The 23,464-nt window shown below is 67.2% G+C and carries 8 protein-coding genes, 1 tRNA gene and 3 rRNA genes; 1 reads left to right on the forward strand and 11 read right to left on the reverse strand.

Going from position 1 to position 23,464, the window contains the following annotated elements; translation table 11 throughout:
* Nucleotides 1-89: 89 nt before the first annotated feature.
* The 4 genes from Sru02f_RS29260 to Sru02f_RS29275 all read right to left on the reverse strand — a co-directional run bounded on the left by Sru02f_RS29260 (nucleotide 90) and on the right by Sru02f_RS29275 (nucleotide 10,825).
* Nucleotides 90-953: a helix-turn-helix domain-containing protein gene (locus tag Sru02f_RS29260; RefSeq protein WP_109029978.1), complete on the reverse strand. Its 864-nt coding sequence runs from the start codon at nucleotides 951-953 to the stop codon at nucleotides 90-92.
* 303 nt (nucleotides 954-1,256) lie between these two features.
* Nucleotides 1,257-4,010: a DNA translocase FtsK gene (locus Sru02f_RS29265; RefSeq protein ID WP_174855007.1), complete on the reverse strand. Its 2,754-nt coding sequence runs from the start codon at nucleotides 4,008-4,010 to the stop codon at nucleotides 1,257-1,259.
* Between the two features lie 203 nt (nucleotides 4,011-4,213).
* Nucleotides 4,214-4,888, reverse strand: coding sequence for a response regulator (locus tag Sru02f_RS29270; RefSeq protein ID WP_003973275.1), 675 nt, complete (start codon nucleotides 4,886-4,888; stop codon nucleotides 4,214-4,216).
* A 447-nt stretch (nucleotides 4,889-5,335) separates the two neighbouring features.
* Nucleotides 5,336-10,825: a HAMP domain-containing protein gene (locus tag Sru02f_RS29275; protein WP_109029980.1), complete on the reverse strand. Its 5,490-nt coding sequence runs from the start codon at nucleotides 10,823-10,825 to the stop codon at nucleotides 5,336-5,338.
* A gap of 408 nt (nucleotides 10,826-11,233) precedes the next feature.
* On the opposite strand from Sru02f_RS29275, the gene Sru02f_RS29280 reads away from it, so the two are divergent.
* Nucleotides 11,234-13,987 carry a SpoIIE family protein phosphatase gene (locus Sru02f_RS29280; protein ID WP_109029981.1) on the forward strand — a complete coding sequence of 918 codons (2,754 nt, stop codon included), beginning with the start codon at nucleotides 11,234-11,236 and terminating at the stop codon, nucleotides 13,985-13,987.
* Nucleotides 13,988-14,036: 49 nt separating this feature from the next.
* On the opposite strand, the gene Sru02f_RS29285 is transcribed toward Sru02f_RS29280, so the two are convergent.
* The 7 genes from Sru02f_RS29285 to dapA all read right to left on the reverse strand — a co-directional run bounded on the left by Sru02f_RS29285 (nucleotide 14,037) and on the right by dapA (nucleotide 23,342).
* Nucleotides 14,037-14,109, reverse strand: a tRNA-Thr gene (locus tag Sru02f_RS29285).
* Nucleotides 14,110-14,191: 82 nt separating this feature from the next.
* The gene (locus tag Sru02f_RS29290) at nucleotides 14,192-14,854 is read right to left on the reverse strand and encodes a DegT/DnrJ/EryC1/StrS family aminotransferase (protein ID WP_174855011.1); all 663 of its coding nucleotides are present in this window, start codon (nucleotides 14,852-14,854) and stop codon (nucleotides 14,192-14,194) included.
* A 116-nt stretch (nucleotides 14,855-14,970) separates the two neighbouring features.
* Nucleotides 14,971-15,087, reverse strand: a 5S ribosomal RNA gene (rrf, locus tag Sru02f_RS29295).
* An 86-nt stretch (nucleotides 15,088-15,173) separates the two neighbouring features.
* Nucleotides 15,174-18,294: ribosomal RNA gene (locus Sru02f_RS29300) — 23S ribosomal RNA — on the reverse strand.
* Nucleotides 18,295-18,573: 279 nt separating this feature from the next.
* A 16S ribosomal RNA gene (locus Sru02f_RS29305) occupies nucleotides 18,574-20,101 on the reverse strand.
* The 16S, 23S and 5S rRNA genes sit together here, the layout of an rRNA operon.
* 503 nt (nucleotides 20,102-20,604) lie before the next feature.
* Nucleotides 20,605-22,290, reverse strand: coding sequence for a ribonuclease J (locus Sru02f_RS29310; protein ID WP_109035857.1), 1,686 nt, complete (start codon nucleotides 22,288-22,290; stop codon nucleotides 20,605-20,607).
* Between the two features lie 152 nt (nucleotides 22,291-22,442).
* On the reverse strand, nucleotides 22,443-23,342 hold the full coding sequence (dapA, locus tag Sru02f_RS29315; RefSeq protein ID WP_109035859.1) for a 4-hydroxy-tetrahydrodipicolinate synthase: 900 nt from the start codon (nucleotides 23,340-23,342) through the stop codon (nucleotides 22,443-22,445).
* Between the last annotated feature and the right edge of the window lie 122 nt (nucleotides 23,343-23,464).

Consider the following 23,464-nt stretch of genomic DNA (forward strand, 5'->3'; position numbering starts at 1 on the left):
GCTCAAGACTACTTCGTCCCGCCGACGGCCCACGTCGACGGGGTTGGCCGATCCTGGCCAACCCCGTGTGGACTCGTCTCCCGCGACCCCTATCCGACCTGCGGGTCGCCCTTCGTGTACGTCAGGCGCTCGACGGCGCCGGGCCGGAAGTCGTCCTCGATCTTCTTGCCGTTGACGTAGAGCTGGATGGCTCCGGCGTCGCCGAGGACGAGCTTGACCTTCTCGTTGTCCTGGAAGGTCTTGGAGTCGCCCTGCTTGAGCAGTCCGTCGAAGAGCAGCCGGCCGTTGTGGTCCTGGGCGGAGATCCAGCTGCGGCCCTCGGTGGCGCTGACCTTGACGGTCACCTTGTCCGCGGGCGCGGCGGCGATGGCGCTGTCGCTCGGTTCCGGCTTGGGGTCGGCGGGCTTCTTGGGCTTGGCGCTCGACGAGGCGGACTCGCCGGACGAGGGCTGGGCCCCCTCGGCGACGCTCGCCTCGTTGCCGCCGTCGTCGCCGCCCTTGACGAACGTGAAGCCCACGAAACCGATCACGGCGACGATCGCGGCGACCATGGCGGCGGTCCAGTTGGGTCCGCGCCGCTCTGGACGGATGCGCTCCGCCTCGAACAGGGGCGCGGCGGGGGTCGGCGCCGGGCGTCCGCCGTGCTCGGCGTCGAACCGGGCGAGCAGCTCGGCCGGGTCGAGCCCGACGGCCTTGGCCAGGGTGCGGATGTGCCCGCGTGCGTAGACGTCGCCGCCGCAGGGCGCGAAGTCGTCCGCCTCGATGGCGTGCACGATGGCGATGCGGACCCGGGTGGCGGTGGTGATGTCGTCGACGGTCAGCCCGGCGGCGATCCGGGCCTGCTTCAGGGCCTGGCCGACGGAGGGGCGGGCTTCCTCGGAAACGTCGTCAGGGGCGTCTTGGGACACGTCTTCGATCGGACGCTCGTCTTCAGGGGAGTTGCCGTTGGACACGGGGGCGCCTTTCGAGCGTTTAGCCGCCTGTGCTGGGCGTTCAGTCTAGGGGGGGTGCAAACGGGTGGGGCAACCGGGCGGTACGACCTTTACGCCATCGGAATGGCCCGGCACCCCGATGGTGGACTACCTGTTTGTCACTTCCCTCAACTTGACGTAGGGCCTGGGGAAACGGTTGCTCAATGATCCCTAACGGGTGAGTCACGATCGGCCGCCCGGCCGTCGTGACGCCGCCCGGCCGTCGTGACCCTCCGTCGGCGAAACGTCTGCGGATCGTCGGCGGAACCCTTCTCCTACCCGTCCCTAGCCTTCGGACTCCCCCCGGATCACCGCGAGCACGCCGTCCAGCTCATCAGGCTTCACAAGAACGTCACGAGCCTTCGAACCCTCGCTCGGTCCGACGATGCTCCGCGACTCCATCAGGTCCATCAGCCGCCCGGCCTTGGCGAAGCCGACCCGCAGCTTGCGCTGGAGCATCGAGGTGGACCCGAACTGCGTGGAGACGACCAGCTCGGCCGCCTGGCACAGCAGGTCGAGGTCGTCGCCGATGTCCTCGTCGATCTCCTTCTTCTGCTTGGTGCCGACCGTGACGTCCTCGCGGAAGACCGGCGCCATCTGGTCCTTGCAGTGCTGGACGACGGTCGCGACCTCCTCCTCGGTCACGAACGCGCCCTGCATGCGGGTCGGCTTGTTCGCGCCCATCGGCAGGAAGAGCCCGTCGCCCTTGCCGATCAGTTTCTCGGCGCCTGGCTGGTCGAGGATGACCCGGGAGTCGGCGAGCGAGGAGGTGGCGAAGGCGAGCCTGGAGGGAACGTTGGCCTTGATCAGGCCGGTGACGACGTCCACGGAGGGCCGCTGGGTGGCGAGCACCAGGTGGATGCCGGCCGCGCGCGCGAGCTGCGTGATCCGCACGATCGCGTCCTCGACGTCGCGCGGCGCGACCATCATCAGGTCGGCCAGCTCGTCCACGATCACCAGCAGGTACGGGTACGGCTGGAGTTCGCGCTCGCTGCCCTCGGGCGGCTTGACCTTGCCCTCGCGCACCGCGCGGTTGAAGTCGTCGATGTGCCGGTAGCCGTAGGCGGCGAGGTCGTCGTAGCGCAGGTCCATCTCGCGCACGACCCACTGGAGCGCCTCGGCGGCCCGCTTCGGGTTGGTGATGATCGGCGTGATCAGGTGCGGGATGCCCTCGTACGCGGTCAGCTCGACGCGCTTGGGGTCGACCAGGATCATCCGGACGTCCTCCGGGGTCGCCCGCATCATGATCGAGGTGATCAGGCAGTTGATGCAGGAAGACTTGCCGGAGCCGGTGGCGCCGGCCACCAGCATGTGCGGCATCTTCGCCAGCGAGTGCATGACGTAGCCGCCCTCGACGTCCTTGCCGAAGGCGACCAGCATCGGGTCGTCGTCCTCGGCGGACTCCGCGAGGCGCAGCACGTCGCCGAGGTTGACCATCTCCCGGTCGGTGTTGGGGATCTCGATGCCGACGGCGGACTTGCCGGGAATCGGGCTGATGATCCGTACGTCGGGGCTGGCGACGGCGTAGGCGATGTTCTTGGTCAGCGCGGTGATCCGCTCGACCTTCACGGCGGGGCCCAGCTCGACCTCGTAGCGCGTGACCGTCGGGCCGCGGGTGAAGCCGGTGACGGCGGCGTCGACCTTGAACTCGGTGAAGACGGTGGTCAGCGAGGCGACTATGGCGTCGTTGGCGGCACTGCGCGCCTTGCCGGGTCCGCCGCGCGTGAGGGAGTCGAGGGACGGCAGGGAGTAGGTGATGTCGCCGGAGAGCTGGAGCTGCTCGGCGCGCGGCGGCAGGTCCCGCTCCTTGGGCAGCGGCGTCTTGGTGAGGTCGGGGACCGCGCCGCCCGCCGGTTCCCCTCCGGCCGCCTTCGTGGCGTCCTTCTTGAGCTTGCCCGGCTGCGGCCGCGCGGCCGGCACCGGCGTGGGCGTCGGGGTGGTGGACTCGCGGTCCCCGGTGCTCACGCCCTGGGTGAGGTCGGCGACCAGCGGCGAGGGCGGCATCCCGTGCAGTACGGCGCCGTCGAGCGCGGCGGCGGCAGCGGCGGCGACGTCCACGGCGTCCATCGGACGGTTCATCTCGGGCTGCGGCACGGCGGACCGCCGGGGCCTGCCGCGGCGACGGCTGAGCGCCTCCTGCTCGGCCGCGTCGGGGTCGTACGGCTCGGCGGCGGCCGGTAGGGCGCGCTTTCGGGGCCGGGCGGGCAGCGCCTCGCGCCACTGCTCGTCGTAGCGCTCGTCGTCGTCCGTGAACTCGTCCGTCTCCGGGGCGTGGACCACGCCGAGCCGCACTCCGAGCTGCCGCAGCCGCTGCGGGACGGCGTTGACCGGGGTGGCCGTGACGACGAGCAGCCCGAAGACGGTGAGCAGCACGAGCAGCGGCACGGCCAGCACGTCGGTCATCGTGTAGGACAGCGGGGTGGCCGCGCCCCAGCCGATGAGGCCGCCGGCGTCCCTTATGGCCTGCATCCCCTCGCTGCGGGCCGGTGAGCCGCAGGCGATGTGCACCTGGCCGAGCACGCCGATGACGAGCGCGGACAGGCCGATCACGATCCGCCCGTTGGCCTCGGGCTTCTCGGGGTGCCGGATGAGGCGTACGGCGATGGCGCCGAGCAGGATCGGCACGAGCAGGTCGAGCCGGCCGAAGGCGCCGGTCACGAGGATCTCGACGAGGTCGCCCACGGGGCCCTTGAGGTCGGCCCAGGTGCCCGCGGCGACGATCAGCGAGACGCCGAGCAGCAGCAGGGCGACGCCGTCCTTGCGGTGGGCCGGGTCGAGGTTCTTGGCGCCCTGCCCTATGCCGCGGAAGACGGCGCCCACTCCGTGGGCGAGGCCCAGCCAGAGCGCGCGCACCAGCCGGTACACGCCGCCGGTGGGGTTCGGAGCCGGCTTGGGCGCGGGCTTCTTCGCCGCGGCCCTCTTGGCGGGCGCCTTTTTCGCGGGTGCCTTTTTCGCGGCGGCCTTCTTGGCCGGACCCTTCGCGGGAGCGGCCGCCTTCTTCGCGGGCTGCTTCTTGGCTGCGGAGGGACGTGAGGCCATGGGTGTGAGGTTACCGGGGGAGACGGCGGTCGACACGTGTGCCTACCGCTTCACCCGTTCGTGTCGCCCCTCCATGAGGGCGGAACTGACGCGTCCGGTACAGCCCCTGACAAGTCCTCACAGAACCTCTCAGAGGCCACTTCACGGACGGCCGCGGAGGCCGCCGCGACGAGCCTCACGGGGCAGCGGGGGCACTCCCCGCGTCAGTTGACGGCGGCCTGACCGCCGGACGAACCCGGCTCCAGGGCGTCCAGCGCCCGCCGCAACCCGGTGAGCTTGCGCTCCAGATGGGCGGCCGTCGCCACCGCGGCCGCGTCCGTCGACTCGTCGCCGAGCTGCTTGGACAGCGCCTCCGCCTGCTCCTCCACGGCCGCCAGCCGCGCCGACAGCTCGGCGAGCAGCCCCGCCGGCTCCTTGGCCTCGCCGACGGCGGCCTTGTCGTTGCCCTCCAACTGGAGGCGCAGCAGGGCCGCCTGTTCACGCAGCTGGCAGTTCTTCATGTACAGCTCGACGAAGACCGAGACCTTGGCGCGCAGCACCCAGGGGTCGAACGGCTTGGAGATGTAGTCCACCGCGCCTGCCGCGTACCCGCGGAAGGTGTGGTGCGGCCCGTGGTTGATCGCCGTGAGGAAGATGATCGGGATGTCCCGGGTCCGCTCCCGGCGCTTGATGTGCGCCGCGGTTTCGAAACCGTCCATGCCCGGCATCTGGACGTCCAGCAGAATGACCGCGAAGTCGTCCGTGAGCAGTGCTTTGAGCGCTTCCTCCCCGGACGATGCCCGCACCAGCGTCTGATCGAGCGCCGAGAGGATCGCCTCCAGCGCAAGCAGATTCTCCGGCCGGTCATCGACCAGGAGGATCTTGGCCTTCTGCACCATGGCCCGCCCTCCTCGCCCCGGCGTGGGGCCTCCCCTGTCCACAGGACTTGGCACGGCACCGGCGGGTGCCGCCCCGGGGGGCGACTCCCTTGCGCCGCCCGTCCTTGTGCCGGTCATCGTAGCCGCACCCCGCCTGTCGCCACACCCTGTCACCGTGATGTCACTGTGCTCGTAGCAGAAACGCGGCGGGAGACCAGAAGGTTCCCCGAAACCCGTACTTCTACACGGCTTCGGGCACGCTGGGCCAGCCACTTCGCGTGGCCCCCGAAGGTTCCCGCCGTTTACACACACCCCACGTTCGCACACCGCCCGAGCGAGCCGCACGGAAGGTGCCCGTACGTACGGGGAGACCCTGCCCGAACGTACTACGGGCCCGGGGTCCGGGCGGACCGACCACTTCCCGCCCGACCCCGGCGCCGCCGGCTCCCCGGCAGACCCGCCCGGGGCTCACTCCTCGCGCATCCACTGCTGCATCACCGTCAGCAGGTGGTCGGGGTCGACCGGCTTGGTCACGTAGTCGGAGGCGCCCGACTCGATCGCCTTCTCCCGGTCGCCCTTCATCGCCTTCGCGGTCAGCGCGATGATCGGCAGCCCAGCGAACTGGGGCATCCTGCGGATCGCCGTGGTCGTCGCGTAGCCGTCCATCTCGGGCATCATGATGTCCATCAGGACGACCGCCACGTCCTCGTGCTGCTCCAGCACCTCGATGCCCTCGCGCCCGTTCTCGGCGTACAGCACGGACAGTCCGTGCTGCTCCAGGACGCTGGTGAGGGCGAAGACGTTGCGGATGTCGTCGTCGACGATCAGCACCTTCTGCCCGCCGAACCGGATCCCCCGGTGCGCCTGCGCCACCGCCTCCTGCCCGGCGCCCGGCTGCCGCTCCCGCACCTCGGGCCGGTCCTCGGTGTCCGCGGCCGACTTGCGACGGCGCCGGAACAGCGCGGCCGCGCCGTGCTGCGCGTCCTGGTACGACTTCACCTCGGCCGGCGCCCCGACCTCGGCACCCGGCAGCTCGGCCACGGCACCCGAGGACGCCGGCAGCTCACCGGCCTCCACGGACGGCAGCGGCTGCTGGTAGCCGTGCGGGGGCAGCTCGCTCGGGTGCAGCGGCAGGTAGAGCGTGAAGGTCGACCCGCGGCCCGGCTCGCTCTGCGCGTGGATCTCGCCGCCGAGCAGCTGCGCGATCTCCCGCGAGATGGACAGCCCGAGGCCGGTACCGCCGTACTTGCGACTCGTGGTGCCGTCGGCCTGCTTGAACGCCTCGAAGATCACCTGCATCTTGCTGGCCGCGATCCCGATGCCCGTGTCGCTCACGGAGAACGCGATCAGCTCGGCGTCCGGGTCGTTCATCGAACCGGCCTCCAGCAACTGCTCCCGGATGGCCGTCGGCACCTCGTCCCGGGCCGGCCGGATGACCAGCTCGACGGAGCCCGAGTCGGTGAACTTCACCGCGTTGGACAGCAGGTTGCGCAGCACCTGGAGCAGCCGCTGCTCGTCGGTGTGCATCGTGGCGGGCAGCCCCGGCGACACCCGCACCGACAGGTCCAGGCCCTTCTCCGCGCTCAGCGGCCGGAAGGTCGCCTCCACGTAGTCCACGAGCTGGACGAGGGCGATGCGCGTCGGGGAGACGTCCATCTTCCCCGCGTCGACCTTCGACAGGTCGAGGATGTCGTTGATGAGCTGGAGCAGGTCGGAGCCCGCGCCGTGGATCGTCTCGGCGAACTCGACCTGCTTCGGGGTCAGGTTCGCGTCGGCGTTGTCCGCGAGCAACTTGGCCAGAATCAGCAGCGAGTTGAGCGGCGTACGCAGCTCGTGCGACATGTTCGCCAGGAACTCGCTCTTGTAGCGCATCGATACCGCGAGCTGCTCGGCACGCTCCTCCAGGACCTGCCGCGCCTCCTCGATCTCGGTGTTCTTCACCTCGATGTCGCGGTTCTGCTGCGCCAGCAGCTCGGCCTTCTCCTCCAGTTCGGCGTTGGACGACTGGAGCGCCTTCTGACGCTGCTCCAACTCCTCCGACCGCTCCCGCAGTTGCTCGGTCAGCTCCTGCGACTGGCTCAGCAGCACCTCGGTCTTGGTGTTCACGGAGATGGTGTTGACGCTCGTCGCGATCATCTCGGCGATCTGGTTCAGGAAGTCCTTCTGGATGTGCGTGAACGGCGTGAAGGACGCCAGCTCGATGACGCCGAGCACCTGCCCCTCGAACAGCACCGGCAGCACGATCACCTGCGCGGGCGGTGCCTCGCCGAGCCCGGAGGAGATCTTCAGGTAGCCGCTCGGCGCGTTCTCCACGAGGATCGTGCGCTTCTCCTGGGCGGCCGTGCCGACCAGCGCCTCGCCCGGCCGGAACGAGGTGGGCATGGACCCCATCGAGTAGCCGTACGACCCGAGCATGCGCAGCTCGTACGCGTCGCCCTCGGCGCCCGCCTGCTCCTGCCCGTCGACCAGGGGCATCGCGAGGAAGAACGCGCCGTGCTGCGCGGAGACCACGGGCGTCAGCTCGCTCATGATCAGCGAGGCCACGTCCTGGAGGTCGCGGCGGCCCTGCATCAGGCCGGAGATCCGGGCCAGATTGCCCTTGAGCCAGTCCTGCTCCTTGTTGGCGATCGTGGTGTCGCGCAGGTTGGCGATCATCTTGTTGATGTAGTCCTGCAGCTCCGAGATCTCGCCGGAGGCGTCCACGTCGATCTTCAGGTTCAGGTCGCCGCGGGTCACCGCGGTCGCCACGCGCGCGATGGCACGCACCTGCCGGGTGAGGTTCCCGGCCATCTCGTTCACGGACTCCGTCAGGTCGCGCCAGGTGCCGTCGACGTCCCGCACGCGTGCCTGACCGCCGAGCTGGCCCTCCGTGCCCACCTCACGGGCGACGCGGGTGACCTCCTCGGCGAAGGACGACAGCTGGTCCACCATCGTGTTGATGGTCGTCTTCAGCTCCAGGATCTCGCCGCGCGCGTCGATGTCGATCTTCTTGGTCAGGTCGCCCTTCGCGATCGCCGTGGTGACCATGGCGATGTTGCGCACCTGACCGGTCAGATTCGACGCCATCTGGTTCACCGACTCGGTGAGGTCCTTCCACGTCCCCGACACGCCCGGCACCTGTGCCTGGCCGCCCAGGATGCCGTCGGTGCCCACCTCGCGGGCCACCTTGGTCACCTGGTCGGCGAAGGACCGCAGCGTCCGCACCATGGTGTTGAAGGTGTCGGCGAGCTGCGCGACCTCGCCGCGCGCCTCGATCGTCACCGTCCGCGTCAGGTCGCCGTTGGCGACGGCCGCGGCCACCTGGGAGATGTTCCGCACCTGGACCGTGAGGTTCTTGGCCATCAGGTTGACGTTGTCGTTGAGGTCCTTCCAGATGCCCACGACGCCGGGCACGCTCGCCTGGCCGCCGAGGATTCCCTCCGTACCCACCTCGCGGGCCACCCTCGTGACCTGCTCGGCGAAGGACGACAGCTGGTCCACCATCGTGTTGACGGTGGTGACCAGCTCGAGGATCTCGCCCTTCGCGTCGACGGTGATCTTCTTCGACAGGTCGCCCTTGGCGACCGCGGTGGTCACCTCGGCGATGTTGCGCACCTGCATGGTCAGGTTGTTGGCCATGCCGTTCACGGACTGCGTGAGGTCCTTCCAGGTGCCGGAGACGCCCTGCACCTCCGCCTGGCCGCCGAGGATGCCCTCGGTACCCACCTCGCGCGCGACGCGCGTGACCTCCTGGGCGAACGACGACAGCTGGTCCACCATCGTGTTCAGCGTGTTCTTCAGCTCCAGGATCTCCCCGCGCGCGTCCACGGTGATCTTCTGGGACAGGTCACCGCGCGCCACCGCCGTGGCGACCTGCGCGATGTTGCGGACCTGCGCGGTGAGATTGCCGGCCATGCCGTTCACCGAGTCGGTCAGGTCCCGCCACACACCGGCGACCCCGGGCACCTGCGCCTGACCGCCGAGACGGCCCTCGGTACCCACTTCGCGGGCCACGCGCGTGACCTGCTCCGCGAACGACGACAGCTGGTCGACCATCGTGTTGATGGTGTTCTTCAGCTCAAGGATCTCGCCGCGCGCGTCCACGTCGATCTTCTGCGACAGGTCACCGCGCGCCACCGCCGTCGTCACCTGCGCGATGTTGCGCACCTGGGAGGTCAGATTGCCGGCCATGGAGTTGACGGAGTCCGTCAGCTCCTTCCAGGTCCCCGACACACCGTCGACCCGCGCCTGACCGCCCAGGCGGCCCTCGGTACCCACGTCCCGGGCCATCCGCGTCACCTGGTCGGCGAAGCTGGAGAGCTGGTCCACCATGGTGTTCACGGTGTTCTTCAGCTGGAGCATCTCGCCGGAGACGTCCACGGTGACCTTCTGCGACAGGTCTCCGTTGGCCACCGCCGTCGTCACCTGGGCGATGTTCCTCACCTGACCGGTGAGGTTGCGGAACGCGGTGTTGACGGAGTCCGTCAGGTCCTTCCACGTCCCCGCCGCCCCCGGCACCTGCGCCTGACCGCCCAGCTCGCCCTCGACACCGACCTCACGGGCCACCCGCGTGACCTCGGCACCGAAGGCGGAGAGCTGGTCGACCATCGTGTTGACGGTGTTCTTCAGCTCCAGCATCTCGCCGGCCACGTCCACGGTGACCTTCTGCGACAGGTCGCCGCTGGCCACGGCCGTCGTCACGGCGGCGATGTCCCGCACCTGCGTGGTCAGGTTCCGGAAGACGGTGTTGACGGAGTCCGTCAGGTCCTTCCAGATACCGGCCGCGCCCGGCACGTTCGCCTGCCCGCCGAGCTGGCCCTCGCCACCGGTCTCGTTGGCCACGCGCGTGACCTCGTCCGCGAAGATCCGCAGCGTCTCGGTCATCTGGTTGATCGTCTCGGCGAGCTGCGCCACCTCGCCGCGGGCCGGCACCGTCACCTTCTTCGACAGGTCGCCGTTGGCGACCGCCGTCGTCACGTGGGAGATCTCCCGCACCTGGGCCGTGAGGTTCCCGGCCATGGTGTTGACGGAGTCGGTCAGCTCCTTCCACACCCCGGCCACGCCCGGCACCTGCGCCTGCCCGCCCAGGGCGCCCTCGGTGCCCACCTCCCGGGCGACGCGCGTCACCTCGGACGAGAACGCGGAGAGCTGGTCCACCATCGTGTTGACGGTGTTCTTCAGCTCCAGCATCTCGCCGGCCACGTGCACCGTGACCTTCCGGGACAGGTCACCCTTGGCCACCGCCGTCGTCACCAGCACGATGTCCCGCACCTGCGCGGTGAGCCGGTACGCCATCGTGTTGACGGAGTCCGTCAGGTCCTTCCACGAACCGGACATGCCGCGCACCCTGGCCTGACCGCCCAGCTTGCCCTCGGTGCCGACCTCGCTGGCCACCCGCGTGACCTCGTCCGTGAACGTCGACAACTGGTCGACCAGGTTGTTCACGGTCCGGCCGACCTTCAGGAACTCGCCGCGCAGCGGCTGCCCGGTGCCCTCGTCGTTCTGCGTGCGCAGCTCCATGCGCGGCGACAGATCGCCGTCCGCCACCGCCGACAGCACCCGGCTGACCTCGGAGACGGGCCGTACCAGGTCGTCCACCAGCGCGTTCGAGTGGTCGATCGCGGCCGCCCAGGACCCCTCGCAGGCACCGGTCTCCAGCCGCTCCGTGAGTTTCCCCTCACGCCCGACCACGCGCCGCACCCGCGCCAGCTCACCCGTGAGGTGCAGATTGCGGTCGGCCACCTCGTTGAAGACCGCCGCGATCTCCGACATCACGCCGTCGCCGGACACCGTGAGCCGCCTACGGAAGTTCCCCTCGCGCATGGACACCAGCGCCGCGAGCAGCCGGTTCAGCGCGGCCGTGTCCACCGTCGTACTGCCGCTCCGTGCGCCGCCACCCCGCGATTTGCCCTGGTTACTCAGGGACTGTCCGCCTTTCGCGCGCGTCTTCGTGGTCCGCGTCGCTGCGCCAGACTCCACTGTGTCCCTCCCGCAGGGGTCGACCGATACCGCTGTGCCCGGCCGCCCACACTCGGCGGACCGGTTGCTGCCGCTTACTTCCCGTACTGCCGGTACTTCCGTACTGCCGGGTGGTCCGGGCCGGCGCGCCGGACCGCTTCCAGGGCTGCTGCCCACCCGACTCGGCGCGCATTCACCTGCCCGGACCTTCATAAGCAGCTTGCCCAGTGTTTCACCCCGGCCGAACCAGGCCATAACAGTTCGGCAGCTTCGCACATCGTCCGCACACCCTCTGGGCGGAAACACTGCAGACCGGCATTCGGATGGACGGCGAAGGTAAGTAACCTTGCATACGGCTGTCCAGCCAAACCGGTCCGTCCGGTCTGGGCGGTGGCAGGGAGACGAGCGGGCATCGGAGGGGCGGCCGGAATGACCACCGGACTGATCCCGGGGGAGCAGCCCCCGGATCCCGGGCCGACGGGTGGGCTGCCGCAGCAGCGGCACGAGCCGGTCGGCCATGAGGCCGTGCACGGGGAGAGAGGGTCGAGGAGTTCTGTGATCACCGCGCGCGCGGCCGCCAGCTTCGAGCCCGTCGGACGATCCGTGGCGAGCGCCCGGTCCTTCGTCCGCGACACGCTCCAGGGCTGGGGCCATGCGGACATCGTCGACGACGCCGTGGTGCTCACCAGCGAACTGGTGACCAATGCCGTGGTCCACGCCGGCACGACCGCCGACGTCGTCTGCCTGCGCAGCGACGACGGCGTACGGATCGAGGTCGCCGACCACTACCCGGAGCGCGAGGTCCCCCTCCAGGGCTCCCCCGCCAACATGGGCAGCCTCGACCGCGAGGGCGGCCGCGGCCTCCAGCTGTGCGCGGCCCTGGCCGACCGCTGGGGCGTGGAGTACACGCCCACGCTGAAGAACGTCTGGTTCCACCTCCATCTGCCCGAGCGCCCGGTCGGCACCCGCGCCGCCGGTCCCTCCCTCCCGGCCGCCCTGCTGCCGCTCGCCGACGGCCGGGTCCGCGTCGCCGTCGTCCAGATCGACCGCACCGGCGCCGTCACGTCGTGGAACGAGGACGCCGAGGACCTCTTCGGCTACTCCGCCGACCAGGTCACCGGCAAGCCGCTCACCGACCTCGCCGCCTGGCCGCACACCCCCGGCACGAGCACCGGCATCGCCGAGGCGCTCCAGCTCTCCCGCTGGGAGGGCAGCTACGGCATGCGCGGCGCCAACGGCCGGGTGACCCCGGTGTACGCCTCCCACCTGCGCGTCCGCGACGCCGACGGCGAGCCCTCCACGGTCTGCCTCCTCGTGCGCGACCACGAACGCGCGGTGCTGCAGACTCCGTTGCGGGTACCGGCCTCCGACTCCCCGTCCGCCGAGGGGCAGAGCGCGGACCCCTTCGAGGTGTTCATCGGCTCCCCCGCCCCGGACGACCTCGACGGACTCCTCCAGCGCACGGTCGAACGCGCCCGCGACATGCTCGACGCCGACGCCGCCTTCCTCCTCCTGGCGACCGACGACGAGACGGAGTTGGAGGTCCGCGCCTCCACCGGCCTGCCATCCGCCCGCCAGCGCTTCGCCCGCGTCCCCGTCGAGGCCGGGCCCGGCCGCTACGGCTCGGCACGCATGCCCGCCGTCCACGACGACCTGGAGGCCGTCCCCGGCGCGGTCCCGCTGCTCAACAGCACGGGGATGCGCTCGGTCGTCACCGTCCCGCTCAAGGTCGAGGGCCGCCTCACCGGCTCGCTCGGCGTCGCGGCCGAGGCCTCCGGCCGGTACTCCAACGAGGAGGCGCTGCGCCTCCAGTTCGCGGCCGACCGCATCGCGCTGGCCGTCGAGTCGGCGCGCCTCGGCGAGCTGGAGCGGCTGCGCCGCGGCTCGCTCAGCTTCCTCGTCGAGGCGTCCGACCTGCTCGCCGGCACCCTCGACCGCGACCAGACGCTCGCCCTGATGGCCCAGATGACGGTCCCGACCCTGGCCACCTGGTGCGCGGTCTACACGATCGCCGACCAGGCCTCGGACCCGTACCTCTCGTACGTCCTGCACGAGGACGAGGAGCTCATCGACGGCATCAAGTCCCTGCTGTCGAAGATCGCCCCGCCCGACCCGGTGCCCACCCCGGGCGCCCGCGTGTGGACGGCCCCCGCCGAGATGGCCCACCAGGCGGCCCTGCGCACCTCCATGCGCGACCTCGGCCTCAGCGGCGGCGGCGCCACCCAGCCGCTGAGCACCGGCATCGGCCCCACCCTCGCCACCGCCTCCGCCGTCGGCGGCGAGACCGTCGTCCTGCCCCTGGTCGCCCGCAACCGCGTCATCGGCATGCTCACCCTTGGCAAGCCCACCGACGACCACTTCCGCCAGGAGATCCTCGAACTCGCCGAGGACCTGTCGCGCCGCGCCGCCCTGGCCCTGGACAACGCCCGGCTGTACTCGGAGCGCACGGCGATCAGCCAGTCCCTCCAGCGCAGCCTCCTGCCCCCGGAACTCCCCGTCGTGGACGGCGTGGAGGTCGACGTCATCTACCGCGCCGCGGGCGAGGGCAACGAGGTCGGCGGCGACTTCTACGACCTCTTCCCCATCAGCGACGACGCCTACGGCTTCGCCATCGGCGACGTCTGCGGTACGGGCCCCAACGCGGCGGCCGTCACGGGCCTCGCCCGGCACGCCCTGCGCCTGCTGGCCCGCGAGGGCCTCAGCGGCCCGGAGGTCCTGCAGCGCCTCAACTCCGCCATCCTCGACGAGGGCGCCCGCAGCCGCTTCCTCACGCTGCTGTACGGCGAGATGCGCCCGCAGGAGGACGGCAGCGCGGAGTTGAAGGTCGTCTGCGCCGGCCATCCGCTCCCGCTCCGCCTGCGCCAGGACGGCACGGTGGAACCGGCCGCCGAACCGCAGCCCCTCCTCGGCGTCATCGAGGACCTGGAGCTGTACGAGCAGACGGTCACCCTCGACCCGGGCGACGTCCTGCTCTGTGTCACGGACGGCGTCACCGAACGCCGCGAGGGCACCCGCATGCTGGGCGACGACGGCCTCGCCGACGTCCTCACGACCTGCACGGGCCTGACGGCCGGCGCGGTGGCCGCCCGCATCATGCGCGCGGTGGAGCGCTTCGCCTCCGACGCCCCGTCCGACGACATGGCGATCCTCGCGATGCGCGTCCCGGAGCCCCACACGGACTGACCGGAGCATGCGAAAGGCCCCGCCCTGGTGGGCGGGGCCTTTATGTCGGAGCCCCCAAACGGAATCGAACCGTTGACCTTCTCCTTACCATGGAGACGCTCTACCGACTGAGCTATAGGGGCCTGTCGCTTTCGAGGTTTCCCTCGCGGCAACGGAATAGATCATACCCCGAACAAGCCGGTGCTCCCAACCACTGACTTCCGCTCAGTACGCAGGCTGCAACAGCCCACCGAGCGCATTGCAGGCGGACACGATCCGCTGCATGTCCCGCTTGGTCAACGCGGCCTCGACAGGCAGCGCGAGCGTCTCGTCGACGGCCCGCTCCGTCTCCGGCAGCGACACACACCGCCGGAATCCAGGCATCCGGTGCACTGGCGTCTTCACCGGCACCCGGCACTCGACGCCCCTCCCCCGCACGGCGCGGGCGAAGGCGTCACGGTCCGGCCGACCGTTCCCCGGCACCCGCACCACGTACTGCTGATAGGTGTGCCCGTCACCCCCGTCGGGGGTCCGCACGCCTCGCAACTTCCCGTCGAGATAGGCCGCCCGCTGCCTGCGCCGCGCTATCTCGTCGTACGGCGCCTCGGACTCGCCCTGCTCCAGCACGAGCAGCCCGTGCCGTTCCCCGACGCGGTGCAGAGAGCCCATGTCCGCCGGGCGCCCGAACCGGTGCACGACGACCACGGCCGCGGTCCGGGGCGTCAACGCGGCCTCCACCAGGGAGGCGTCCAGACAGTACGTATCCGGATCTATGTCGGCGAACACCGGCAACGCACCCGCCAGGGCCACGGCCTCGGCGACCTCCACGTTCCCGAAGGCAGGTACGACGACCTCGTCACCGACACCCACGCCGGCGGCCCTGAGCATTGCTGCAGTACCCATACGTCAGATGGTCGGGGCGCAACGTGAACGCGAAGTGACAGAAAGCAAAAAAGGGTTGGTCCCGGAACCGAAGTTCCGGGACCAACCCTATTCTAAGAATTGTTCGGCGGCGTCCTACTCTCCCACAGGGTCCCCCCTGCAGTACCATCGGCGCTGTAAGGCTTAGCTTCCGGGTTCGAAATGTAACCGGGCGTTTCCCCTACGCTATGACCACCGAAACACTATGAAACAGACAATCAACCGGGTGACCAACACAGTCTGATTGTTCGTGGTTTCAGAACCAACACAGTGGACGCGAGCAACTGAGGACAAGCCCTCGGCCTATTAGTACCGGTCACCTCCACACCTCACGGTGCTTCCAGATCCGGCCTATCAACCCAGTCGTCTACTGGGAGCCTTAACCCCTCAAGGGGGTGGGAGTCCTCATCTCGAAGCAGGCTTCCCGCTTAGATGCTTTCAGCGGTTATCCCTCCCGAACGTAGCCAACCAGCCATGCCCTTGGCAGAACAACTGGCACACCAGAGGTTCGTCCGTCCCGGTCCTCTCGTACTAGGGACAGCCCTTCTCAAGACTCCTACGCGCACAGCGGATAGGGACCGAACTGTCTCACGACGTTCTAAACCCAGCTCGCGTACCGCTTTAATGGGCGAACAGCCCAACCCTTGGGACCGACTCCAGCCCCAGGATGCGACGAGCCGACATCGAGGTGCCAAACCATCCCGTCGATATGGACTCTTGGGGAAGATCAGCCTGTTATCCCCGGGGTACCTTTTATCCGTTGAGCGACGGCGCTTCCACAAGCCACCGCCGGATCACTAGTCCCGACTTTCGTCCCTGCTCGACCCGTCGGTCTCACAGTCAAGCTCCCTTGTGCACTTACACTCAACACCTGATTGCCAACCAGGCTGAGGGAACCTTTGGGCGCCTCCGTTACTCTTTAGGAGGCAACCGCCCCAGTTAAACTACCCATCAGACACTGTCCCTGATCCGGATCACGGACCCAGGTTAGACATCCAGCACGACCAGACTGGTATTTCAACGACGACTCCACCCACACTGGCGTGCGAGCTTCAAAGTCTCCCAGCTATCCTACACAAGCCGAACCGAACACCAATATCAAACTGTAGTAAAGGTCCCGGGGTCTTTCCGTCCTGCTGCGCGAAACGAGCATCTTTACTCGTAGTGCAATTTCACCGGGCCTATGGTTGAGACAGTCGAGAAGTCGTTACGCCATTCGTGCAGGTCGGAACTTACCCGACAAGGAATTTCGCTACCTTAGGATGGTTATAGTTACCACCGCCGTTTACTGGCGCTTAAGTTCTCAGCTTCGCCCCACCGAAATGGAGCTAACCGGTCCCCTTAACGTTCCAGCACCGGGCAGGCGTCAGTCCGTATACATCGCCTTACGGCTTCGCACGGACCTGTGTTTTTAGTAAACAGTCGCTTCTCGCTGGTCTCTGCGGCCACCCCCAGCTCGGAGTGCAAGACTCGTCACCGGGTGTGGCCCCCCTTCTCCCGAAGTTACGGGGGCATTTTGCCGAGTTCCTTAACCATAGTTCACCCGAACGCCTCGGTATTCTCTACCTGACCACCTGAGTCGGTTTAGGGTACGGGCCGCCATGAAACTCGCTAGAGGCTTTTCTCGACAGCATAGGATCATCCACTTCACCACAATCGGCTCGGCATCAGGTCTCAGCCTCGTGTGCGACGGATTTACCTACCGCACGGCCTACACCCTTACCCCGGGACAACCACCGCCCGGGATGGACTACCTTCCTGCGTCACCCCATCACTCACCTACTAACCGCTTGGTTCGGCGGCTCCACCACTCCCCTCAACTCCGAAGAGATCAGGGCGGCTTCACGGCCTTAGCATCACGATGCTCGATGTTTGACGCTTCACAGCGGGTACCGGAATATCAACCGGTTATCCATCGACTACGCCTGTCGGCCTCGCCTTAGGTCCCGACTTACCCTGGGCAGATCAGCTTGACCCAGGAACCCTTAGTCAATCGGCGCAAACGTTTCTCACGTTTGTATCGCTACTCATGCCTGCATTCTCACTCGTGAACCGTCCACAACTCGCTTCCGCGGCTGCTTCACCCGGCACACGACGCTCCCCTACCCATCACAGTCAGCGTTGGCCGTATTGCTGCAATGACACGACTTCGGCGGTACGCTTGAGCCCCGCTACATTGTCGGCGCGGAATCACTAGACCAGTGAGCTATTACGCACTCTTTCAAGGGTGGCTGCTTCTAAGCCAACCTCCTGGTTGTCTGTGCGACTCCACATCCTTTCCCACTTAGCGTACGCTTAGGGGCCTTAGTCGATGCTCTGGGCTGTTTCCCTCTCGACCATGGAGCTTATCCCCCACAGTCTCACTGCCGCGCTCTCACTTACCGGCATTCGGAGTTTGGCTAAGGTCAGTAACCCGGTAGGGCCCATCGCCTATCCAGTGCTCTACCTCCGGCAAGAAACACACGACGCTGCACCTAAATGCATTTCGGGGAGAACCAGCTATCACGGAGTTTGATTGGCCTTTCACCCCTAACCACAGGTCATCCCCCAGGTTTTCAACCCTGGTGGGTTCGGTCCTCCACGACCTCTTACAGCCGCTTCAACCTGCCCATGGCTAGATCACTCCGCTTCGGGTCTTGAGCGTGCTACTGAACCGCCCTGTTCGGACTCGCTTTCGCTACGGCTTCCCCACCCGGGTTAACCTCGCAACACACCGCAAACTCGCAGGCTCATTCTTCAAAAGGCACGCAGTCACGAGATACGTGCAAGCACGTATCCGACGCTCCCACGGCTTGTAGGCACACGGTTTCAGGTACTATTTCACTCCGCTCCCGCGGTACTTTTCACCATTCCCTCACGGTACTATCCGCTATCGGTCACCAGGGAATATTTAGGCTTAGCGGGTGGTCCCGCCAGATTCACACGGGATTTCTCGGGCCCCGTGCTACTTGGGTGTCTCTCAAACAAGCCGCTGACGTTTCGACTACGGGGGTCTTACCCTCTACGCCGGACCTTTCGCATGTCCTTCGCCTACATCAACGGTTTCTGACTCGTCTCACGGCCGGCAGACCGTAAAAGAGAGATCCCACAACCCCGCACACGCAACCCCTGCCGGGTCTCACACGTATACGGTTTGGCCTCATCCGGTTTCGCTCGCCACTACTCCCGGAATCACGGTTGTTTTCTCCTCCTGCGGGTACTGAGATGTTTCACTTCCCCGCGTTCCCTCCACACTGCCTATGTGTTCAGCAGCGGGTGACAGCCCATGACGACTGCCGGGTTTCCCCATTCGGACACCCCCGGATCAAAGCCTGGTTGACGACTCCCCGGGGCCTATCGTGGCCTCCCACGTCCTTCATCGGTTCCTGGTGCCAAGGCATCCACCGTGCGCCCTTAAAAACTTGGCCACAGATGCTCGCGTCCACTGTGCAGTTCTCAAACAACGACCAACCACCCATCACCCCGGGAAAAACTCCCGAGTGCACTGGGGCCGGCAACTGAAGGCGACCTCACGGCCGTACCCTCAGACACCCAACAGCGTGCCCGACACGAGTCCCTCTTTGAAGTCACGTTCCACGCCGAAGCAGTACTAGTGATCCATCAAGAAGACCGTGCCGAGTAGTCAACGTTCCACCCATGAGCAACCGTGCAGGACATTTGCCTGCAGTCGGCTATGTGCTCCTTAGAAAGGAGGTGATCCAGCCGCACCTTCCGGTACGGCTACCTTGTTACGACTTCGTCCCAATCGCCAGTCCCACCTTCGACAGCTCCCTCCCACAAGGGGTTGGGCCACCGGCTTCGGGTGTTACCGACTTTCGTGACGTGACGGGCGGTGTGTACAAGGCCCGGGAACGTATTCACCGCAGCAATGCTGATCTGCGATTACTAGCGACTCCGACTTCATGGGGTCGAGTTGCAGACCCCAATCCGAACTGAGACCGGCTTTTTGAGATTCGCTCCACCTTGCGGTATCGCAGCTCATTGTACCGGCCATTGTAGCACGTGTGCAGCCCAAGACATAAGGGGCATGATGACTTGACGTCGTCCCCACCTTCCTCCGAGTTGACCCCGGCGGTCTCCCGTGAGTCCCCAACACCCCGAAGGGCTTGCTGGCAACACGGGACAAGGGTTGCGCTCGTTGCGGGACTTAACCCAACATCTCACGACACGAGCTGACGACAGCCATGCACCACCTGTACACCGACCACAAGGGGGGCACCATCTCTGATGCTTTCCGGTGTATGTCAAGCCTTGGTAAGGTTCTTCGCGTTGCGTCGAATTAAGCCACATGCTCCGCCGCTTGTGCGGGCCCCCGTCAATTCCTTTGAGTTTTAGCCTTGCGGCCGTACTCCCCAGGCGGGGCACTTAATGCGTTAGCTGCGGCACGGACAACGTGGAATGTTGCCCACACCTAGTGCCCACCGTTTACGGCGTGGACTACCAGGGTATCTAATCCTGTTCGCTCCCCACGCTTTCGCTCCTCAGCGTCAGTATCGGCCCAGAGATCCGCCTTCGCCACCGGTGTTCCTCCTGATATCTGCGCATTTCACCGCTACACCAGGAATTCCGATCTCCCCTACCGAACTCTAGCCTGCCCGTATCGACTGCAGACCCGGGGTTAAGCCCCGGGCTTTCACAACCGACGTGACAAGCCGCCTACGAGCTCTTTACGCCCAATAATTCCGGACAACGCTTGCGCCCTACGTATTACCGCGGCTGCTGGCACGTAGTTAGCCGGCGCTTCTTCTGCAGGTACCGTCACTTTCGCTTCTTCCCTGCTGAAAGAGGTTTACAACCCGAAGGCCGTCATCCCTCACGCGGCGTCGCTGCATCAGGCTTTCGCCCATTGTGCAATATTCCCCACTGCTGCCTCCCGTAGGAGTCTGGGCCGTGTCTCAGTCCCAGTGTGGCCGGTCGCCCTCTCAGGCTAGGCTACCCGTCGTCGCCTTGGTGAGCCATTACCTCACCAACAAGCTGATAGGCCGCGGGCTCATCCTGCACCGCCGGAGCTTTCGAACCTCGCAGATGCCTGCGAGGGTCAGTATCCGGTATTAGACCCCGTTTCCAGGGCTTGTCCCAGAGTGCAGGGCAGATTGCCCACGTGTTACTCACCCGTTCGCCACTAATCCCCACCGAAGTGGTTCATCGTTCGACTTGCATGTGTTAAGCACGCCGCCAGCGTTCGTCCTGAGCCAGGATCAAACTCTCCGTGAATGTTTACCCGTAATCGGGTGACACCACGAGAGCGGAACAGTCGGAGGAATAATCCGACCGTTCACAGCGTCCTCGCTGTTGTTGTGTTACTTCAAAGGAACCTCAACCCGATCAGGAATCCGATCAGGTCGGGGTATCAACATATCTGGCGTTGACTTTTGGCACGCTGTTGAGTTCTCAAGGAACGGACGCTTCCTTTGTACTCACCCTCTCGGGCTTTCCTCCGGGCGCTTCCCTTCGGTTTTGCGTTACCGACTCTATCAGATCTTTCCGACCCGATTTCCTCGGTGCTTTCCAGGTGCCCGCTTTCGCGTTTCCCTTTCCGGCGGTTCCGACTTTATCAGAGATTCTGAGTCGGGATTTCCACCCTCCGGGGCGGCTCCGAACCACGAAGTGGTCGGGTGCCCGTCCGAGCGGAGATGTAAACGTACTGGAGCGGGGCGCCCCGATGCAAATCGGGGCGCCCCGCTCCAGGTTGGCGCTGTCGGTGGTCCGACGGTCCGTCAGACCTCCACGACAACAGGCAGGATCATCGGTCGGCGCCGGTAGGTGTCCGAGACCCACTTGCCCAGCGTCCTGCGGATCAGCTGCTGGAGCTGGTGCGGCTCGACGACTCCGTCCTGGGCCGAGCGCTCCAGTGTCTCGGTGATCTTGGGGAGCACCGCGGCGAAGGCCGAGTCCTCGATGCCCGAGCCGCGGGCCTGGACGTGCGGTCCGCCGGTGATCTTGCCGGTGGAGGAGTCCATGACCACGAAGACCGAGATGATGCCCTCGTCTCCGAGGATCTTGCGGTCCTTGAGCGCCGGCTCGCCGACGTCACCGACCGAGAGGCCGTCGACGTAGACGTACCCCGCCTGGACCTTGCCGGTGATCTTGGCCTTGCCCTCGACGAGGTCGACGACCACGCCGTCCTCGGCGATGACGATGCGGTCGTGCGGGACGCCGGTGAGGGCGCCCAGCTCGGCGTTGGCGCGCAGGTGGCGCCATTCGCCGTGGACCGGCATCAGGTTCTTCGGACGGCAGATGTTGTAGAAGTACAGCAGCTCGCCGGCCGAGGCGTGGCCCGAGACGTGGACCTTGGCGTTGCCCTTGTGGACGACGTTGGCACCCCAGCGGGTCAGGCCGTTGATCACGCGGTACACCGCGTTCTCGTTGCCCGGGATGAGGGACGAGGCCAGGATCACCGTGTCGCCGTTGACGATGCGGATCTGGTGGTCCCGGTTGGCCATGCGGGACAGGGCTGCCATCGGTTCGCCCTGGGAGCCCGTGCAGACCAGGACCACCTCGCTGTCGGGCAGGTCGTCCAGCGTCTTGACGTCGACCACCAGGCCCGGCGGGACCTTGAGGTAGCCGAGGTCTCTCGCGATGCCCATGTTGCGGACCATGGAGCGGCCGACGAAGGCGACCCTGCGGCCGTACTCGTGGGCGGCGTCCAGGATCTGCTGGATGCGGTGGACGTGACTGGCGAAGCTCGCCACGATGATGCGCTTGCGGGCGCTGGCGAAGACCTGCCGCAGGACGTTCGAGATGTCCCGCTCGGGCGGGACGAAGCCCGGCACCTCGGCGTTGGTCGAGTCGGCGAGGAGCAGGTCGATGCCCTCCTCGCTGAGCCGCGCGAACGCGTGCAGGTCGGTGAGGCGGCCGTCCAGCGGAAGCTGGTCCATCTTGAAGTCGCCGGTGTGGACGACCATGCCCGCCGGGGTGCGGATGGCGACGGCCAGCGCGTCCGGGATGGAGTGGTTGACCGCGACGAACTCGCAGTCGAAGGGGCCGACGCGTTCGCGGTGCCCTTCCGCCACCTCGAGGGTGTACGGACGGATGCGGTGCTCCTGGAGCTTGGCCTCGATGAGTGCGAGGGTCAGCTTGGAGCCGATCAGCGGGATGTCCGGCTTCTCGCGCAGGAGGAAGGGGACGCCGCCGATGTGGTCCTCGTGGCCGTGGGTCAGGACGATGCCCTCGATGTCGTCGAGGCGGTCCCGGATGGACGTGAAGTCCGGCAGGATCAGGTCGATGCCGGGCTGCTCCTCCTCGGGGAAGAGCACGCCGCAGTCGACGATCAGCAGACGGCCGCCGTATTCGAAGACCGTCATGTTGCGGCCGATTTCGCCGAGGCCACCGAGGGGCGTGACCCGCAGGCCGCCCTTGGGAAGCGCCGGGGGCCGGCCCAGTTCAGGATGCGGATGACTCAAAAGACTCTCCTCACCACACGCGCCACGTACCGGTGGCACGTGGCGCGCGTGACGTTCGTGCAGAAGCAGTTGTCGTATGGGGTGCGGGCACCGGTGGCCCGCCTATTCAGTTGTGAAGTCCGTCCGGTCGTGCGGTGGTGCGAAGTCTGATGTCAGAGCTGTACCCCGCCGGCGGCAAGATCGATCTTGAGCTGCTCGGTTTCCTCGGGCGTGAGGCCGACCATGGGGGCGCGCAGCGGTCCTGCGGGCAGCCCCTGGAGGGCGAGCGCGCCCTTGGTGGTCATGACGCCCTGGGTGCGGAACATGCCGGTGAAGACGGGGAGCAGCTTCTGGTGGATCTCCAGGGCCTTCTGTACGTCACCGGCGACGAACGCGTCCACCATGGCGCGCAGCTCGGGGGTGACGACGTGGCCGACGACCGAGACGAAGCCGACCGCGCCCACGGAGAGGAGCGGCAGGTTCAGCATGTCGTCGCCGGAGTACCAGGCGAGGCCGGAGCGCGCGATGGCCCAGCTGGCCCGGCCGAGGTCGCCCTTGGCGTCCTTGTTGGCGACGATCCGCGGGTGCTCCGCGAGCCGGACCAGGGTCTCGGTGTTGATCGGGACGCCGCTGCGGCCGGGGATGTCGTAGAGCATGACCGGCAGCCCGGCGGCGTCGGCGATGGCCGTGAAGTGCAGGTACAGGCCCTCCTGAGGGGGCTTGTTGTAGTACGGCGTGACGAGCAGCAGGCCGTGGGCGCCGACGCGCTCGGCGGCACGGGCCAGCTCGATGCTGTGCTGGGTGTTGTTGGTGCCCACTCCGGCCACGACGTGCGCCCGGTCGCCGACGGCCTCCACGACGGCTCGTACGAGGTCCGCTTTCTCCGCGTCGCTGGTGGTCGGGGACTCGCCGGTGGTGCCGTTGATGATCAGGCCGTCGTTGCCTGCGTCCACCAGGTGGGCGGCGAGCCGCTGGGCGCCGTCGAGGTCGAGTGCGCCGTCCGCCGTGAAGGGCGTGACCATGGCGGTGAGGACCCGCCCGAAGGGGGTCTGCGGAGTGGAGGTCGGAGCCATGGGTTACACGCTACTCGTTGCTCAGGGCGGGGTCTGCCCTCGGGGGAGGCGGCAGGTCGGAACGGAGGTGGAGCCCGGCACTGCCTGCTCGGGGGTTCAAGCAGTGCCGGGTCCCTTTGATC

The sequence above is a fragment of the Streptomyces rubrogriseus genome (assembly GCF_027947575.1).
GTDB lineage: Bacteria > Actinomycetota > Actinomycetes > Streptomycetales > Streptomycetaceae > Streptomyces > Streptomyces rubrogriseus.